The 16,596-nt window shown below is 74.1% G+C and carries 13 protein-coding genes; 9 read left to right on the top strand and 4 right to left on the bottom strand.

The window, feature by feature from the left end:
- Nucleotides 1-31 precede the first annotated feature (31 nt).
- The 4 genes from L7D48_RS01795 to L7D48_RS01780 are packed head-to-tail and all read left to right on the top strand — an operon-like array spanning nucleotide 32 to nucleotide 5,762.
- On the top strand, nucleotides 32-1,810 hold the full coding sequence (locus L7D48_RS01795) for a fatty acyl-AMP ligase (RefSeq protein ID WP_237876694.1): 1,779 nt from the start codon (nucleotides 32-34) through the stop codon (nucleotides 1,808-1,810).
- Entirely contained in the window at nucleotides 1,810-3,537 is a 1,728-nt protein-coding gene (locus tag L7D48_RS01790; RefSeq protein ID WP_237876692.1) for an acyl-CoA dehydrogenase family protein, read from the top strand. Before L7D48_RS01795 ends, L7D48_RS01790 begins: the two co-directional genes overlap by 1 nt.
- Nucleotides 3,538-3,583: 46 nt before the next feature.
- Nucleotides 3,584-4,825: an acyltransferase domain-containing protein gene (locus L7D48_RS01785; protein WP_237876690.1), complete on the top strand. Its 1,242-nt coding sequence runs from the start codon at nucleotides 3,584-3,586 to the stop codon at nucleotides 4,823-4,825.
- A gap of 1 nt (nucleotide 4,826) precedes the next feature.
- The gene (locus L7D48_RS01780; RefSeq protein WP_237876688.1) at nucleotides 4,827-5,762 is read left to right on the top strand and encodes a 4'-phosphopantetheinyl transferase superfamily protein; all 936 of its coding nucleotides are present in this window, start codon (nucleotides 4,827-4,829) and stop codon (nucleotides 5,760-5,762) included.
- Between the two features lie 46 nt (nucleotides 5,763-5,808).
- Here L7D48_RS01780 and L7D48_RS01775 read toward each other — a convergent pair whose 3' ends face one another.
- The 4 genes from L7D48_RS01775 to L7D48_RS01760 all read right to left on the bottom strand — a co-directional run bounded on the left by L7D48_RS01775 (nucleotide 5,809) and on the right by L7D48_RS01760 (nucleotide 10,571).
- The gene (locus L7D48_RS01775) at nucleotides 5,809-6,423 is read right to left on the bottom strand and encodes a DNA-binding response regulator (protein ID WP_237876686.1); all 615 of its coding nucleotides are present in this window, start codon (nucleotides 6,421-6,423) and stop codon (nucleotides 5,809-5,811) included.
- 50 nt (nucleotides 6,424-6,473) lie between these two features.
- A complete protein-coding gene (locus L7D48_RS01770; RefSeq protein ID WP_237876685.1) occupies nucleotides 6,474-7,736 on the bottom strand; it encodes a sensor histidine kinase in 1,263 nt (420 codons plus the stop codon).
- A gap of 103 nt (nucleotides 7,737-7,839) precedes the next feature.
- Complete coding sequence (locus L7D48_RS01765) at nucleotides 7,840-10,206, bottom strand: TOMM precursor leader peptide-binding protein (protein ID WP_237876683.1); 2,367 nt, start codon at nucleotides 10,204-10,206, stop codon at nucleotides 7,840-7,842.
- Nucleotides 10,203-10,571, bottom strand: coding sequence for a hypothetical protein (locus L7D48_RS01760; protein WP_237876681.1), 369 nt, complete (start codon nucleotides 10,569-10,571; stop codon nucleotides 10,203-10,205). Before L7D48_RS01760 ends, L7D48_RS01765 begins: the two co-directional genes overlap by 4 nt.
- A gap of 239 nt (nucleotides 10,572-10,810) precedes the next feature.
- Between L7D48_RS01760 and L7D48_RS01755 the strand changes: the two genes are divergently transcribed.
- The 5 genes from L7D48_RS01755 to L7D48_RS01735 all read left to right on the top strand — a co-directional run bounded on the left by L7D48_RS01755 (nucleotide 10,811) and on the right by L7D48_RS01735 (nucleotide 16,556).
- Complete coding sequence (locus tag L7D48_RS01755; protein ID WP_237876679.1) at nucleotides 10,811-11,605, top strand: AfsR/SARP family transcriptional regulator; 795 nt, start codon at nucleotides 10,811-10,813, stop codon at nucleotides 11,603-11,605.
- A 93-nt stretch (nucleotides 11,606-11,698) separates the two neighbouring features.
- Complete coding sequence (locus L7D48_RS01750; RefSeq protein WP_237876677.1) at nucleotides 11,699-13,348, top strand: acyl-CoA carboxylase subunit beta; 1,650 nt, start codon at nucleotides 11,699-11,701, stop codon at nucleotides 13,346-13,348.
- Nucleotides 13,349-13,643: 295 nt separating this feature from the next.
- Nucleotides 13,644-14,912: a beta-ketoacyl synthase gene (locus L7D48_RS01745; RefSeq protein WP_237876675.1), complete on the top strand. Its 1,269-nt coding sequence runs from the start codon at nucleotides 13,644-13,646 to the stop codon at nucleotides 14,910-14,912.
- Nucleotides 14,909-16,183 carry a ketosynthase chain-length factor gene (locus L7D48_RS01740; RefSeq protein WP_237876673.1) on the top strand — a complete coding sequence of 425 codons (1,275 nt, stop codon included), beginning with the start codon at nucleotides 14,909-14,911 and terminating at the stop codon, nucleotides 16,181-16,183. The genes L7D48_RS01745 and L7D48_RS01740 overlap by 4 nt, the downstream gene beginning before the upstream one ends.
- A gap of 97 nt (nucleotides 16,184-16,280) precedes the next feature.
- Nucleotides 16,281-16,556: an acyl carrier protein gene (locus L7D48_RS01735; protein WP_206350092.1), complete on the top strand. Its 276-nt coding sequence runs from the start codon at nucleotides 16,281-16,283 to the stop codon at nucleotides 16,554-16,556.
- Nucleotides 16,557-16,596: the final 40 nt, after the last annotated feature.

Raw genomic sequence — 16,596 nt, 5'->3', positions numbered from 1 at the left:
GGCGGCCACGAAGGCACGCGAGGGGGAGGCGATGAACGGTTACCGGAGCTTCACCGATCTCATTCTGACCAGGGCCGGGGAGGCGCCCGGACGGGCGGCGCTCGTCCTGCTGGGCGAGTCCGGCGGTCCCGGCGGCGAGCAGACCGCCGAGACCGTCTCCTACGGGGAACTGGACCGCGAGGCCAGGGCGCTGGCCGGCTGGCTCCAGGAGCACGGCGCGCGAGGCGAGCGGGTGCTGGTCCTGCAGTCCTGCCGGCGGCTGTTCGCCGTCAGCCTGGTGGCCTGCCTGTACGCGGGGGCCGTCGCCGTCCCCGTGCCGCCCGCGGGCGGCCGCCGCCACCACGAGGAACGGGTGACCGGCATCGTCAAGGACGCCGCCGTGCGGATCGCCCTGACCGACTCCGCCGAAGCCCCCGAGGTCTCGCGGCTGCTGGCCGGCGCCGGGTACGGGGACGTCGCCTGCCTGCCGGTGGACACCGCCCCCGCGGCGGGCCCGTGGCACCGGCCCGACCTCGGCCCCGACTCCGTGGCCTTCCTCCAGTACACCTCCGGCTCCACCCGCGACCCCCGCGGCGTGGTGGTCACCCACGGCAACATCATGGCCAACCAGGCGGCGATCGGCCGTGCCCTGGGCACCCGGCCCGGCGACCGGCTGGGCGGCTGGCTGCCCTTCCACCACGACATGGGACTCGTGGGCCAACTCCTGCACCCCCTGTGGCTGGGCGGCACCGCCGTGCTGCTGTCCCCCACCGCCTTCGTCAAGCGGCCGGTCCGCTGGCTGGAGGCGATCTCCCGGTACGGCGTGCGCGTCAGCGGCGCCCCGGACTTCGCGTACGAGCTGTGCCTGCGCCGGATCACCGACGAGCAGCTCGCGGATCTGGACCTGTCCGGCTGGGAGACCGCCGTCAGCGGCGGCGAGCCGGTGTGCGACAGGACCCTGCGCGCCTTCGCCGAGCGGTTCGCCCCGGCCGGGCTGCGGCCCGGGGCGCTCACCCCCTGCTACGGGCTGGCCGAGGCCACCCTGCTGGTGACCGGCGCCGTGCGCGGACCCGGTGAGGAGCCCGCACGGCTGGTGGTCGACGCCGCCGCGCTGGAGCGCCACGAACTGCGCGCCCCCGCTCCGGACCCGGAACCGGCGGCCGCGGCCGGTGCCGCGCACCGCACCCTGGTCTCCTGCGGTCCCGTCGCCGACGGCGAACTGCGCGTCGTGGAGCCCGTCGGCGGCGAGGTGCTGCCCGACGGCCGCATCGGGGAGATCTGGCTGCGCGGCCCCGGCGTGGCCCGCGGCTACTGGGGCCGCCCGGCGGAGACCGCCCTGGCCTTCGACGGACGCACCGCCGACGGGGACGGCGGTCACCTGCGCACCGGGGACCTGGGCGCCGTCGTGGACGGCCGGCTGTACGTCACCGGCCGCCTCAAGGACATGATCGTGGTCGCCGGCCGCAACATCTACCCGCAGGACCTGGAGCGCACCGTGCAGCGGGTCAGCTCGCTGTTCGGGGCCGCCACCGCGTTCGCCGTGCCCGGCGAGCGGGACCGGATCGTCGTCGTCCAGGAGCTGCGCGCCCGCGGCCGGTACGACATCGACCTGGCCGCGCTGACCGCGGCGGTGGGCAACCGCCTGACCGAGGAGTTCGAGGTGCGGCCCGGCGGGGTGCTGCTGGTGCGCCCCGGCACGGTGCGCCGCACCACCAGCGGCAAGGTGGAGCGCGCCGCGATGCGCGGCCTGTTCCTCCGCGGCGAACTGCGGCCGCTGCACGAGGAGATCCTCCCCGAGGTCAGGGAACTGATGACGGCCGGGGCACGGTGATGGGGGCGTACGAGGACCGCGCCGACGCGCTGGAGCGCGCCTTCGGCCCGCTGGAGGACCCGGCCAACCCGCTGGGCCAGGACGCGATCCTGGCCGCCGACGCGGCGGGCCGGATGCCCGCCGGCGCGGAGGAGGTCCTCGACGCCCACCGCTTCAACGCCGAGTTCGTGCCCGCGGAGCTGGGCGGCGGGCTGTCGCGGATGGACGGCCTGGGCCGGGTGCTGCGGCCGGTCTTCCGCCGGGACGCCTCGCTCGGCTTCGGCTACGGGCTCAACTGCTTCTTCGCCGCCGCCCCCGTCTGGATCGGGGGCAGTGCCGGGCAGCGGGCCGAGGTGGCCGGGCATCTGCTCCGGGGCCGCCGCGTCGCCGTGGCGCGGCACGAGGTGGCGCACGGCAACGACTTCGTCCGCGAGGAGTTCACCGCCAGGCCCACCGGCGACGGCTACCTGCTGAACGGCAGCAAGTCGGTGATCGCCAACGCCTCGCGGGCCACCGGACTCGTCGTCTTCGCCCGCACCGGCGAGGGCGGCGGCGGGCGCAGCCACTCGGTGCTGCTGTTGGACCGGGCCGGGCTGCCCGAGGGCCGGCTGACCGACCTCGCCAGGCGTCCCACCAACGGGATGCGCAGCGCCGAGTTCGGCGGGCTGCGGGCCACCGACTGCCCGGTGCCGGGCGGGGCGCTGGTCGGCGAGCCCGGCGGCGGCTACGAGCTGTCCCTGCGCTCCTCGCTGCTCATCCGGGGCCTGATCCCGTCCATCGTGCTGGCCGGGGCGGACACCGCGCTGCGCACGGTGGCCCGGTTCGCGGCCCGCCGCCGGGCCGGGGGGCGCTCCCCGCTGGACGTCCAGCATGTGCGCGACGTCCTCACCGGCGCCTTCCTCGACCTGCTGCTGAGCGACTGCCTGGCCCTGGTGGCCACCCGGGGGCTGCACCTGATGCCGCGGCAGACCAGCGCGTACGCCGCCGCGGCCGCCTATCTGGCCCCGAAGATCGTCGCGGAGTCGATGGACGGGATGTCCGCCGTACTGGGCGAGGAGAGCCTGGCCCGGGACGGCGCGTACGCGATGTTCGCCAAGCAGCTGCGCGATCTGCCCGTCACCTCGCTGGGCCATGCCGGCAGCGCGGGCCGCCAGGTCAGCCTCCTGCCCCAACTGCCCTTCTTCGCAAGGCACGTGTGGTTCAACGACGCCGAGGCGCCCGCCGGGCTGTTCCGGCTCCACGGGGACCTGCCGCCGCTGGACCCGGCCGGGCCCGCCCTGCTGGGCGACAGCGATCCGCTCGCCGCGACCCTGGTGGCCACCGACGGCCTGCTGGGCTCCGACGACCTGCCCGGGGACGCCCCGGGAGACCGGGGCGCGCTCGGCACGCTCACCCGCGCCCTGGTCGCCGAACTGGGCGAGCTGCGCACGGCGTTCGCCGGGATCGGCGCGGACGACCGTGCGGCCCTGATCGATCCGCGCAGCTTCGCGCTGGCCGACCGGTACGCCCTGGTGCTGGCCGCCGCCGCCTGCCTCGGCGTGTGGCGGGAGCAGCGGTCCGGCGGTGCCGCCGGACCCTTCCTCGCCGACCCCGCCTGGCCCACCGCGGCCCTCTACCGCCTGTGCCGGCGGCTGGGGCTGCCGCTCCCGGAGCGGCCCGCCGCGTGCGAGAGCCGGGTGCTCGCCGAGGTCCTGGCACGACTGCACGGACGGCGCAGCTACGACCTCTACGGCACGCACCTGGCCTGACCGCCCCCGCGCCACCCCCCTCCGAACCGCAGAAAAGGAGCGCGAGATGTCCGTACCCCCCCGCCGGGTGCGCGAACAGGCGTACGCCGACTGGCTGACCGAGCGCCTGGCCCACTACCTCGGCCGGCCGGTGGAGGAGGCCGTGTCGTTCGCCGAGCACGGGCTGGACTCCGTGGCCGCGCTCAGCCTCTACGGCGACATCGAGGAGAAGTACGGCCCGCTGATCGACCCCACCGACGTCTGGGCGTACCCGACCGTGCGCGCCCTGGCGCGGTACCTGGCGCTGCGGGACCCCCGTCCCGGCGGGGACGGCCGGGTGCGCGCGGCGTTCGTCTTCACCGGGCAGGGATCCCAGCACCCCGGCATGACCGCCGGCCTGTACCTGCACTCCACGGGATACCGCGCGCATCTGGACGAGGCGGCGGACGCGCTGCTGCCCTACACCGGGCTGTCGGTCGTCGACCTGATCCTCAGCGGGGACGCGCGGATCCACCAGACGGCGTTCACCCAGCCCGCCCTGTTCGCCGTCGAGTACGCCCTGGCCCGCACGCTGGAGGAGTCGGGGGTGTGCCCGGTGGCGGTGCTGGGCCACGGCATCGGCGAGTTCGCCGCCGCCACCGTCGCCGGGGCGCTGACACTGGAATCGGCGGCCCAAATGGTGGCGTTGCGGGGCGCGTTCATGCAGTACCTGCCCTCCGGGGGCGGGATGACGGCCACCTGCGCCCCCGCCTACGAGGCCGCCGAGCTGCTGTCCGGCGAGCCCGGGGTGAGCATCGGCGCGGTCAACGCGGCGAGGGCCACCGTGCTGTCGGGGGAGATCGCCGCTCTGGAGCGCGTCCAGGAGAAGCTGGCCGCACGAGGCATCGCCGCCACCCCGCTGAACGTCACGCACGCCTTCCACTCCCCGCTGATGGCGCCGGTCCTGCCGCGCTTCGAGCAGGTGGCCCGGAGGCTGCCCGGCGGCGCGCCGCGGGTGCCGTTCTACTCCACGGTGCGGGGCGGCTACACGGGCGAGCCGCTCTACGCCCCCTACTGGTCCCTCCAGATCACCTCCACGGTGCGGTTCGCCGACGCGGCCCGGCAGCTGCTCGCCCAGCAGACCCCGACCCATGTCGTCGAGATCGGCCCCAAGGCGGTCCTCACCCCCTTCGTGCGCCGCATGGGCGGCAGCCGGGGGCCGGTCTGCCTGTCCATGTGCCGGGGGCCGGAGAGCAACGCGGTGGACCTCGCCGGAGTGCTGTCCGAGCTGGACGCCGGCCCGCTCTCCGCGTCCCTGGCGGAGGGCTGAGGTGGCGCCCTCCGCGCAGGCCGCGGGCAGCGGGGAGCACGGGGGAGGGGCGCCCGGTCTCCTGGAGGTCGCGGGCCCCCACGGTCCCTGGGATCCGGTCCGGCAGGAGCTGGCGCACCGGGGGACCGCGGTGGTGGCCGGGCGCCTGCCCGACTGGCGCCTGCCGGGCGGGGAGCCGGCGCTGCGCCGGATGCTGGGCCGGGACTGGCACCGCTACGAGGCCATGGCGCAACCCCTGATGAAGGAACGTTTCTCCGCCTCCCGGCTGCTGCTGCGGCACGTGATCGCCGCGGCGATCGACACGGCCCCGGAGCAGGTGGACCTGGCGTACCAGCCCGGCGGGCGGCCGTATGTGCGCGGCTGCGACCAGATCGACATCAGCCTGAGCCACACCCGCCGGACGCTGGTCGCCGGTATCACCCGCAGGGGCCGGATCGGGGTGGACGTCGAGTCGGCGGACCGCCGGATGGCCGGCACCGGCTCGGAGTCCCAGGGCTGCACCCCGTACGAGCTGGCCCGGCTGGACGAGGGGGAGGCGGGCGACCGCAACGCCACGCTGGTGCGGTTGTGGACGCTGAAGGAGGCGTACAGCAAGGCGCTCGGCCAGGGGCTGCGCTTCCGGTTCACCGAGTTCGGCTTCGACCTGGGCGCGGACCGGATCCGGCTGGTGCGGCCCGACGGAACCCCGGCGGGCGGTGACGAGTGGACGTTCGGCACCGGCGTACTGGGCGGCGACCCGGGCGGTGATCCGGGCGGTGATCCGGGCGGTGACCCGGACCGCGGGCAGGACGGGGGGTACGTCGTCGGCACAGCCGTGCACGACTCCGGCTTCGGCGAGACCTCCGACCTGTCGGTGCGCACCGCACTGGACACCGGCCTCCTCGACGCGCTGCTCGGCGCGGCGTCCCCGCCGGCCGCCTTCGGGGCGGCCCCGTGAGCGGACCGCGAGCGGACCGCGAGCGGTGTCCCGCGAGGCGCACGGCTCAGGGGATCCAGCCGGCCTCCTCGGCGATCCGCACGGCGTCGATCCGGTTGCGGGCGTTGAGCTTGGCGACGATGGTCGTCAGATAGTTGCGGACGGTCCCCTTGGACAGGTAGAGGGTGCCGGCGATCTCGGCGGCGTCGGCGCCCTGCGCGGCGAGCCGCAGCACCTCCAGCTCCCTGGGGGAGAGGGGGTTGTCGGGGCAGTCCCAGGCGGACAGGGCCAGCTGGGGGTCGATGACGCGCTGGCCCTGGGCCACGGAGCGCACGGCGTGGGCGAGCCGGTCGGAGGGCGCGTCCTTGAGCAGGAACCCGGTGACGTGCGCGGCGAGAGCCCGGCGCAGGGTGCCCGGCCGGCCCAGGCTGGTGAGGATCAGGGTCCGGCAGCCGGGGAGCCGCTCGTGCAGGTCGGCCGCCGCCGTGAGGCCGTCGACACCGGGAAGGTCGACGTCCAGGACGGCCACGTCGGGCCTGGTCTCCAGTGCGCGCTCCACGACGAGGTCCCCCCGGTCGACGGCGGCCACGACGCTGAAGTCGGGCTCCAGTTCCAGCAGGGCGACCAGCGCCCCTCTGATCATGTGCACGTCCTCGGCGAGCAGGATCTTCACTGACAGCATTGGCCCCCCAGACCAGAATGGCGCCCGGCCCCCCGGACCGGACGCTTGTGTCAGGCCGCGGATCTCGCGGCGTTCGCCGTTCCCAGTCTCCCGGCCTCAGGCGGATGCGCCGCCGCGGGATGCGCGGGGGCCTGCGCGACGAGGTGGAACCGGCCGTCCTCGCGTACGCCCGCCTCGACCCGGCCGCCGATCGCCGCGAGCCGGCCGCGCAGGTTGCCCAGGCCGCTGCCGCTGTGCGCGGAGCGGTCCGGACGCTGCCCGGCCACCCCGTCGTTCACCAGGCGCAGCACGACCGTCTCCCCGTCCGACTCGACCGATATCACGCAGGTCTGGGCCTTGCTGTGGCGGAGGATGTTGGTGACGCCCTCCCGCAGCGTGGTCGCCAGCACGGTGTCGGTGACCGGGTGCAGCCGGCCGCAGGAGACGTCCGCCTGCGCCCGGATGTCGGCCGTCGCCAGGATGGCGGTGGCCGACTCCGCCTCCGCCTCCAGCGACATGTCGCGGTAGCCGCTGGCCACCAGCCGTACGTCCGACAGCGCCTGCCGGGACACCTCCAGGACGGAGGCGATCTCCTCGCGCGCCCGGTCGGGCCGGGAGTGCACCAGGCGGTAGATCAGCTCGCTCTTGAGCGTGATGGCCGACAGGCTGTACCCCAGCAGGTCGTGCAGGTCGCGGGCGAACCTCAGGCGCTCCTCGGTGACCGCCATCCGGGCCATCTCCGCCCGCGAGGCCTGGACCTCGGCCACCAGATCGCTCAGCCTCGCCGTCCCGTAGAGGATCAGCCCCGCCATCATGGTCGAGGTCGTCAGATAGGCGACCGTCACCCAGTCCAGACCGGCCGAGACGGTCATGGCCAGCATGGTGCCCGTGATCACGCCGTAGGAGGGCCAGGCCACCCTGCCGGGCAGCAGGAGCAGCAGCGAACCGGCCAGCGGGCCCGCCATGCTCCCCCAGTTGAGGCCGAAGAAGAGGAACGGCAGATAGGTCAGCACGGCCTGCGCGAGCAGGGTGGCGCAGCGGCGGCGTAAGGACCAGCGCTGCGAACGGGGCGATATGTGGAGGAACTGGAAGACGAAGACCGCGGCCACACACCCCAGGCACAGCAGCACCTGGTTCCGCTCGGCGCCGCTGCGCAGGACGTTGAGCAGCGAGATCCCCGAGTAGTACACCAGGGTGGCCACCGCGATCGTCCTGGCCAGCTTCGGCGCGGGCAGTTCGCGGTGGCGCGCCTGCGACCGCGGGGAAGACGTGCTCCGGGCCCCCGCTTGAGCGGGAGCCCGGAGGGAGGAGGCGCTGTCCGGGGTGTCGTGCACCTGGCTGCTCCTCGGTCAGAAGTCATGAAGTTGAACCATGAGTTGACCGCATCGTATTGGCCATCGGTTGGCTCTGGCCACCGGTGAGGAGCGGCGTCCGAAATCAGACGAACAGCGGGATCGGATTCAGGTTCCCGTAGGGTGTCGGCCGCTCGAGTCGGCCGAGTGTCACCGGTATGTCGAACAGGCGGCCCGGCGCGAAACGCGCCCAGAAGTGGCGCAGACCGGGAGCGATCACCCTGACCACCGGAACACCCACGTCAGGGCGCGTCTGATCGAGTACCAGCAGCTCCGTTCCGCGGGCTTCCAGAAGGGAGCGGGCCGTCTCCACGTCGTCGTACAGGTCGTTACGCGGGGTGTACGGATAGTCATGCGGGGCCAGAGGGGTCGTTGACTGGTCCGGAGCCAAATATGGCTGATTCCTTACGGTCGAGCGGGTCCACCACTCCACCAGCTCGGGGGGCGCGGCACCATATCCGGCCCCGCTCCCGCCGACACGGGCCACCGAGGCGGCCAGCTGCCCCATCTCCGTCAGCGCGCGGCGCAGCGCCAGCCGGGGGTCGAAGTGGGCGCCGAACCCCAGGACGATGTCCTGCGCGGGCTTGTCCGTGCGCCGCGACAGCGCCGCCATCACGGGGATGCCCAGGTCGGCGGTGAGGTCCAGGACCCACAGTTCCCGCCTCATCCGCGCGTAGACCTCCCGCAGCCCGGCGAGCCAGGGTTCGTCGAAGGCGTCCAGGTCCACGGCCGGCTGGCGGGTGCGGTTGTACCACCACAGGGCCACCGCGTCGCGCTCGACCAGTTCCAGGAAGCCCTGGACGACGGCGTCCTCCAGGCTGCTGCCGGCCGCGTTCCCGTTGGAGTCGGCGCGGGGCTCGCCCGACCCCGGGGAGGCGCGGTGGCCGAAATACAGCATGGAGGTCGGCAGCAGCCGGTGGGCCCGGGCCGTCAGGGACCACACGGGCGTCCACTCCACCGGGCGGTCGGCGTCGAAGGGCGCGCACACCTGGTGGAAGGGGGAGGCGGTGGCGTTCCAGCGCTCCCGGTCCCGGAACTGCCGCTCGTCGAAGAGCTGGCACGCGTTGGGGTGGATCGCCCGCTCCCCCAGACCCCGCAGGCTGTCGTACACCACGGGTTCGTCGCCCTGGCGGGTGGCGCTGTAGCGCTCCACCGCCTCGCACAGCGCGCCGACCTCGGCCTCCAGCGCGGTGACGCCCTTGCCGCCGCTGAGACTGCGCAGCCCGCCGCGGAGATCGGCGAGCGTGTGGGCGTCCAGCGCCAGGTTGTGGCCCGAGACGTAGGAGTTGAGGCCGTCGGGCAGCCGGGCGTCCCGCCGCACCTCGCGCACTATCCCGGTGACCGGGTCGACCAGGTGCCCGTACCGCTCCAGGACCTGCTCGGGGGTGAGGGAGCGGTCGTTGCTCCCGCCCCGCGCCGCCTTCGGCCGGGGTGCCAGGGAGAGCGGCCGCCGCACCTGCCCGGAGACCAGCGACGGGTCGCCGCACTCCGGGCACTGGGGGCGCCGGTGCACCGTGTGGTGGCCGGTGCGCAGGGTGAGGGTGTCCAGGACACGGACGGCGCCCTGGCCCTCGTTGCGCACCCCCGCCAGCCACTTGGCCGCCTCCAGCACCGCCATTCGCAGGCCCATCCCCCGCCCGGCCGCCAGGGAGGCGGACGGGCGGGGCAGGGGCGCGTCGCTTCCGATGGCCCGCTGGAGCGGCACCTCCGAACGGCGGTGGATGCGGATCCGGTGAGCCAGGCAGGACCAGCAGGGCCCCGAACCGGGCCGGAACACCGGTCCCACCCAGGGCTCGGGGCCGCAGGGGCCGGCCAGCAGCCAGGGCAGCCCGCGCTCGCGGTGCCAGACGTCCACGGACCGCAGGCCGGGGGCCAGGTAGTCGTCGCAGAGCACCAGCGAGAAAACGTTACTGCCGGGCCCGCCGTCACCGCCCTCGCCGCCGGTGCGGTCACCGGCACCGCCCCGCCCGGCCCGTTCCCCCTCCGGGGAGGGGAGCGGCCCCAGCACCCTCAGGCCGGACTCCTCGCAGGCGGCGCGGGCCCGGTCGCCGTCCACCCCGCCGACGGTGACCAGCCGTACGGCGGTACGGGCCAGCGCCGCGTCCGCGGCGCCGCCGTCCAGACCGGCCAGCTCCCAGTAGGCGGCCGCCGATACGTCGGTGCCCTCACCGGGAGCGGACCGGTAGCCGACGAGATTGGCCCGCGCCAGTTCCCCGATGATCCGGCCGGCCTCCGCCGGAGGGACCAGGGCGCCCGCCTCGCGCAGCACCCCGGCCACCGTGCGGGTGCCGTCCAGCAGCGGGGCGAGCGCCTCGGCGGGCCGGCCGTACAGCGCCCTGACCCCGCGCGGCGAGAGCAGGTAGACCGCCTCGCCGGGCACCACCTCGGCCCGCAGATGGCGACGGAAGCCCACGAAGGGGCCGCCGTCGGCAGCCTCTTCGCGTTGTCTCACGCCCCCACCGGCCCCGGAACCTCCAGGCTGAAGTCGTCCGCGCGGGTGCAGCCGAAGCAGGCCAGCTGCTCGGCGTCGCGGGTGTCGAGCTGCTCCAGGTCCTCGATGAGCAGCGGGTCGCCGGCGTAGACCGGCTCGGACGCGTACAGGCCGAGCTCCGCGAGGATCGCCACGGAGTCCGGCACGCCGCCGTGGGGCGCCTCGGCGGCGGGCAGGCCGAACCCGGACAGCACCGCGACCGGGTCGGCGGTGTACCGGGCCTCCAGGCCGGGCTCCAGCCCGGTGCGGACGGCCAGCTCGGCGAAGCGCCGCTCCTCCGCGCCGGTGTTCCCCGTCGAGGCGGTGGCGGACGTGTTGGTTCGCATGTGAAGACCCCCTGTGAGTCGGACGACCGAGCGTTCGAATCAATCGTGATGATTGTGTGAGCCACGCCACCCGGGAGCCCAGTGCGGCGTTCACCACCGACCCATGAGATTTTCACGACCGCGCTCATGAGCGCCTCACTGTGCGCCGCTCCCGCACCGTGCGAGCCTCACTCAATGCTCCGAGATGAACCGTCAGGCGGACCGCCGGCGGATTGGGCTCGACAAGGGGAGAGCACACCATGGAGATCAAGGTTCTGGGCCCGCTCACGGCGGTGGAGCGGGGAGTGTCTGTGGTTCCGAGCGCCGCCAAGCCGAGGCAGATCCTCGCACTGCTCGCCCTCCAGGCCGATCACGTGGTGACCGTGCCGACCCTGATGGAGGAGATCTGGGGCGAGAACGTCCCGCGCAGCGCCGCCACCACCCTGCAGACCTACATACTCCAGCTGCGCCGCAGGATCGCGGTGGCGCTGGAGGGCGATCCCGGGCGGGAGGCCAAGGACGTGCTGATCACCCAGCACGGCGGCTACCTGCTCCAGGTGCAGCCCGGCCAGGTGGACGTCCAGGAGTTCGAGCAGCTCGCCGCGTCCGGCCGGGCGGCCTACGACGCCGGCGACGACCGTACGGCCTCCGAGATGCTGGGCCGCGCACTGAAGATGTGGCACGGTCCCGCACTGGTGGACGTGCGGGTCGGCGGTGTCCTGGAGCTGGAGGTCCTGCGCATGGACGAGGACCGGATGGCGGCCCTGGAACGCCGTGTCGACGCCGACCTGCGGCTGGGCCGGCACACCGAACTCGTCCCCGAGCTCAGGGTGCTGGCGGCCCGTCACCCCATGCACGAGAACTTCTGTGCCCAGCTGATGGTGGCCCTGCACCGCTCCGGCAACTCCTGGCGGGCCCTGGAGGCCTACCAGCGGCTGCGCAACACGCTCATCGAGGAGCTGGGCATGGAGCCCTCGCCGAAGCTCCAGCGCCTGCACCACGCGGTGCTCTCCGGCGACCCGCAACTGGACGCCACGGCGCACGCGGTGCGCTGACCGGCCCGGCCGGCAGACCGGCGCGGTACGGACGCGGGAACGGTCCGGCGGCTGCTCCAGCCGACCTCTAGGCGGCGTTCCTACGTTCGCCCGATGACGATCCTCGACGACATCACGACGAGTGCACCGGCATCGCGGACCGCCCCGGACCAGGACCTGGACCAGGCGCCGGACCATGCGCCGGAACCCGGCCCCGACCTGCGCCGGGCCACCGCGGAACTGCTCCGGCTCAAGGAGGAGGTGGGCCGGGGCCCCGATCCGGACGCCACCCGCCGGCAGCACGCCAAGGGCAAGCTCACCGTCCGCGAGCGGCTGGAGGTCCTCTTCGACGAGGGCACCTTCACCGAGATCGAGCCCCTGCGCCGGCACCGCGCCACCGGCTTCGGCCTGGAGGACCGCAAACCGCACGGCGACGGCGTGGTCACCGGCTGGGGCACCGTCCACGGCCGCACCGTCTTCGCCTACGCCCACGACTTCCGCGTCTTCGCCGGAGCCCTGGGCGAGGCCCACGCCGCCAAGGTCCACAAGGTCATGGACCTGGCGCGGGCCGCGGGAGCGCCGCTGGTCTCCCTCAACGACGGGGCCGGCGCGCGCATCCAGGAGGGCGTGACCGCCCTGGCCGGCTACGGCGGCATCTTCCGCCGCAACACCGCCGCCTCCGGCGTCATCCCGCAGATCTCGGTGATGCTGGGCCCGTGCGCGGGCGGGGCGGCCTACTCCCCGGCGCTGACCGACTTCGTGTTCATGGTCCGCGACACCTCGCAGATGTTCATCACCGGCCCCGACGTGGTCAAGGCGGTCACCGGCGAGGAGATCACCCACAACGGACTGGGCGGCGCCGACGCGCACGCCGCGGCCTCCGGCGTGGCCGGCTTCGCCCACGACGACGAGGCCGAGTGCCTGGAGGACGTGCGCTACCTGCTGTCCCTGCTGCCGTCCAACAACCGGGAACTGCCGCCCGTCGTACGCGGCGGAGACCCGGCCGACCGGCGCTGCGAGGCCCTGGCCGACCTCGTCCCCGCCGACGGCAACCGCGCCTACGACGTGCGCGCGGTGATCGAGGAGATCGTCGACGACGGCGAGTACTTCGAGGTGCACGAGGCCTGGGCGCGCAACGTGGTGTGCGCGCTGGCGCGCGTCGACGGGCAGGTGGTGGGTGTCGTCGCCAACCAGCCTCAGCAGCTCGCCGGCGTGCTGGACATCCACGCCTCCGAGAAGGCCGCCCGGTTCGTCTCAACCTGCGACGCGTTCAACATCCCCCTGGTGACCCTGATCGACGTGCCCGGCTTCCTGCCCGGGGTGGACCAGGAGCACGGCGGGATCATCCGGCACGGCGCCAAGCTGCTGTACGCGTACTGCAACGCCACCGTGCCGCGCGTCTCCGTCGTGCTGCGCAAGGCCTACGGCGGCGCGTACATCGTCATGGACTCCCAGTCCATCGGGGCCGACCTGACCTACGCCTGGCCGACCAACGAGATCGCGGTGATGGGCGCCGAGGGCGCGGCGGGCGTCGTCTTCCGGCGGCAGATCGCCGCCTCCGACGACCCCGAGGCCACCCGGGCGAGGCTGGTCGAGGAGTACAGGTCCGAGCTGATGCACCCCTACTACGCGGCCGAACGCGGCCTGGTCGACGACGTCATCGACCCCGCCGACACCCGGCGGGTCCTGGCCCGGTCCCTGGCCATGCTCCGCCGCAAGCAGGCCGACCTGCCCGAACGCAAGCACGGCAACGTCCCGCTGTAGTGCGTGAAGGCCCCCTCGGAAGCGGTGGCCGCCGGCCCGTCCAGGCAGGCGCGAGTCCCCGTCTAGGGACGGCTTCAACCATGAGTTCACCGGAAGCGGCGGCGCGTCACGAGCGGGCGGCCGCCCGGCCCGGCACCGGGGCGGCGAGGGACCGAACCCCGAACCGCCCCGGCCGCCGAAACCCTCAGCAAGCGCCACGAGAGCGTCACGGACGAAGGGAACGGCAGTGGCCCGCACAGTTCCAACCGCCGGATGCCGACAGCGGCATCCGGTCCCGTCGAAGGGGAGGTAAGCGGTGGTACGCAGAGTCGTGATCACAGGTCTGGGCGTCGTCGCCCCCGGCGGGGTCGGCGTCAAGGAGTACTGGGAGCTGCTCACCGCGGGACGCACCGCGACCCGCACGATCTCCTTCTACGACGCCTCCCCCTTCCGCTCGCGGGTCGCCGCCGAGTGCGACTTCGACCCCGCGGCGGCGGGCCTGAGCCCGCAGGAGATCCGCAGGCTCGACCGGGCCGCCCAGTTCGCCGTCGTCTCCACCCGCGAGGCGCTGACCGACAGCGGCCTGGACGTCTCCGCCCTGGACCCGTCCCGGATCGGCACCTCGCTCGGCAGCGCGGTGGGCTGCACCACCAGCCTGGAGCGCGAGTACGTGGTGGTCAGCGACGGCGGCCGCAAGTGGAACGTCGACCACGAGTACGCGGTGCCCGAGCTGTACCGCCACTTCGTGCCCAGCTCCATGGCCGCCGAGGTGGGGCAGGAGGCAGGCGCCGAGGGTCCGGCGGCGGTGGTCTCCACCGGCTGCACCTCCGGCCTGGACTCGCTCGGCCACGCGGTCGAGCTGATCCGCGAGGGCACCTGCGACGTGATGATCGCCGGCGCGACGGAGGCGCCGATCTCGCCCATCACCTCGGCCTGCTTCGACGCCATCCACGCCACCACGCCCCGCAACGACACGCCCGAGAGCGCCTGCCGCCCCTTCGACCGGACCCGCAGCGGCCTGGTCCTGGGCGAGGGCGCGGCGATCCTGGTCCTGGAGGAGCTGGAGAGCGCCCGCAGGCGCGGGGCCCACGTCTACGCGGAGATCGCGGGCTTCGCCGCCCGCTGCAACGCGTACCACATGACCGGCCTCAAGCCCGACGGCCGCGAGATGGCCGAGGCCATCGACGCAGCCCTGGACGAGGCCCGCCTCGACCCGACGGCGATCGACTACATCAACGCCCACGGCTCCGGCACCAAGATGAACGACCGTCACGAGACCGGCGCCTTCAAGCGCAGCCTGGGCGACCACGCGTACGCCACCCCCATCAGCTCCATCAAGTCGATGATCGGCCACTCGCTGGGCGCCATCGGCTCCCTGGAGATCGCGGCCTGCGCCCTGGCGATGGAGCACGGCGTCCTGCCGCCCACCGCCAACCTGCACGAGCCCGACCCCGAACTCGACCTCGACTACATCCCGCTGACCGCCCGGGAGAGGAAGACCGACACGGTGCTCAGCGTCGGCAGCGGCTTCGGCGGCTTCCAGAGCGCCATGCTGCTCGCCCGGCCGGAGAGGAGTGCCCGATGACAGCGACACCGACGGCGCCGGCGGTACGGCCCGCGGCGGCGACCGCGCCGGCCGTGCGGACCACCGCGGTCGTGACCGGCCTGGGCATCGCCGCCCCCAACGGCCTGGGCACCGAGGACTACTGGAGGGCCACCCTGGCCGGCGAGAGCGGCCTGGGGCGCGTCACCCGCTTCGACCCCTCCCAGTACCCCTCCACCGTCGGAGGCGAGGTCCCCGGCTACGTCGCCGAGGAGCACATCCCCAGCCGGCTGATGCCGCAGACCGACCACATGACCCGCCTGGCGCTCACCGCGGCCGACTGGGCCGTGGCGGACGCCGGCATCGCCCCCGGCGACCTGCCCGAGTACGGCATGGGCGTGGTCACCGCCGCCTCCGGCGGCGCGGTGGAGTTCGGCCAGCGCGAGCTGCAGAACCTGTGGAGCCAGGGCAAGGAGTACGTCAGCGCGTACCAGTCCTTCGCCTGGTTCTACGCCGTCAACACCGGCCAGATCTCCATCCGCCACAAGATGCGCGGCCCCAGCGGGGTGCTGCTGACCGAGCAGGCCGGCGGCATCGACTCCATCGGCCACGCCCGCCGCCACGTCCGCAAGGGCGTGCCCATGGTCGTCACCGGCGGTGTCGACGCGGCCCTGTGCCCCTGGGGCTGGGTACCGCAGATCGCCTCCGGCCTGATGAGCACCGAGTCCGACCCCTCCCGCGCCTACCTGCCCTTCTCGGCGGAGGCGAGCGGGTACGTGCCGGGCGAGGGCGGGGCGATCCTCATCGTGGAGGACGCCGAGTCCGCCCGGGAGCGCGGCGCCGAGCACGTCTACGGCACCGTCGCCGGCTACGCCGCCACCCTCGACCCCGCACCCGGCAGCGGACGGCCCTCCGCGCTGCGCCGGGCCGCCGAGAACGCCCTGGCCGACGCCGGCCTGGCCCCCTCGGACGTCGACGTCGTCTTCGCCGACGCGGCGGGCACCCCCGGACTGGACCGGGCCGAGGCGAAGGTGCTGGAGGAACTCTTCGGCGCCCGCGGCGTACCGGTCACCGCGCCCAAGAGCATGACCGGTCGGCTGCTGGCCGGAGGCGCCGCGCTGGACGCGGCCACCGCGCTGCTGGCACTGCGCGACGGCGTCATCCCGCCGACCGCGGGTGTCGCCGAGGCCGACCCCGGCCACCGGATCGACCTGGTCACCGGTGCCCGCGAGGCGGACCTGCGCACCGCGCTGGTGCTGGCCCGCGGCCACGGCGGCTTCAACGCGGCGCTCGTCCTGCGCCGCGCCCACTGAGCCGGACCCACCGGACCGGCCCACCGAACCGGGCCCACCGGCCCCCGACCCCCCCACAAGCACCGCGCATCCACGCACATCACAGAGAGGAACCAACATGTCCACGACCACCACGAAGACCGAGGTGACCCTGGCGGACCTGACCCGGATGCTGCGCGAGAGCGCCGGCGAGGAGGAGGGCGTGGACCTGGACGGCGATGTCCGGGACACCCCGTTCATCGACCTCGGCTACGACTCCCTCGCCCTGCTCCAGGTCATCGGCCAGATCCAGCGCGAGTACGGGATCGCGATACCGGACGACGCGGTCGTCGACGCCGAGACGCCGGGCGCCCTGCTGGACCTCGTCAACTCCGGCCAGGCCTCCCCCGCCTGAGCCGGCCCCGGGCCGCCCTGCCGAACGCTCTCCGGCAGGG

Source organism: Streptomyces sp. ICN903, assembly GCF_022015835.1.
In the GTDB taxonomy this organism is placed as follows: Bacteria; Actinomycetota; Actinomycetes; order Streptomycetales; family Streptomycetaceae; genus Streptomyces; species Streptomyces fenghuangensis.
This window is presented reverse-complemented; position numbering and strand designations above follow the sequence as displayed.

Coding starts and splice junctions, on each gene's coding strand:
- L7D48_RS01750 (WP_237876677.1), top strand. CDS start 11,699: ATGACGATCCTCGACGACATCACGACGAGTGCACCGGCATCGCGGACC.
- L7D48_RS01760 (WP_237876681.1), bottom strand. CDS start 10,571: ATGCGAACCAACACGTCCGCCACCGCCTCGACGGGGAACACCGGCGCG.
- L7D48_RS01775 (WP_237876686.1), bottom strand. CDS start 6,423: ATGCTGTCAGTGAAGATCCTGCTCGCCGAGGACGTGCACATGATCAGA.
- L7D48_RS01790 (WP_237876692.1), top strand. CDS start 1,810: ATGGGGGCGTACGAGGACCGCGCCGACGCGCTGGAGCGCGCCTTCGGC.
- L7D48_RS01755 (WP_237876679.1), top strand. CDS start 10,811: ATGGAGATCAAGGTTCTGGGCCCGCTCACGGCGGTGGAGCGGGGAGTG.
- L7D48_RS01740 (WP_237876673.1), top strand. CDS start 14,909: ATGACAGCGACACCGACGGCGCCGGCGGTACGGCCCGCGGCGGCGACC.
- L7D48_RS01735 (WP_206350092.1), top strand. CDS start 16,281: ATGTCCACGACCACCACGAAGACCGAGGTGACCCTGGCGGACCTGACC.
- L7D48_RS01795 (WP_237876694.1), top strand. CDS start 32: ATGAACGGTTACCGGAGCTTCACCGATCTCATTCTGACCAGGGCCGGG.
- L7D48_RS01785 (WP_237876690.1), top strand. CDS start 3,584: ATGTCCGTACCCCCCCGCCGGGTGCGCGAACAGGCGTACGCCGACTGG.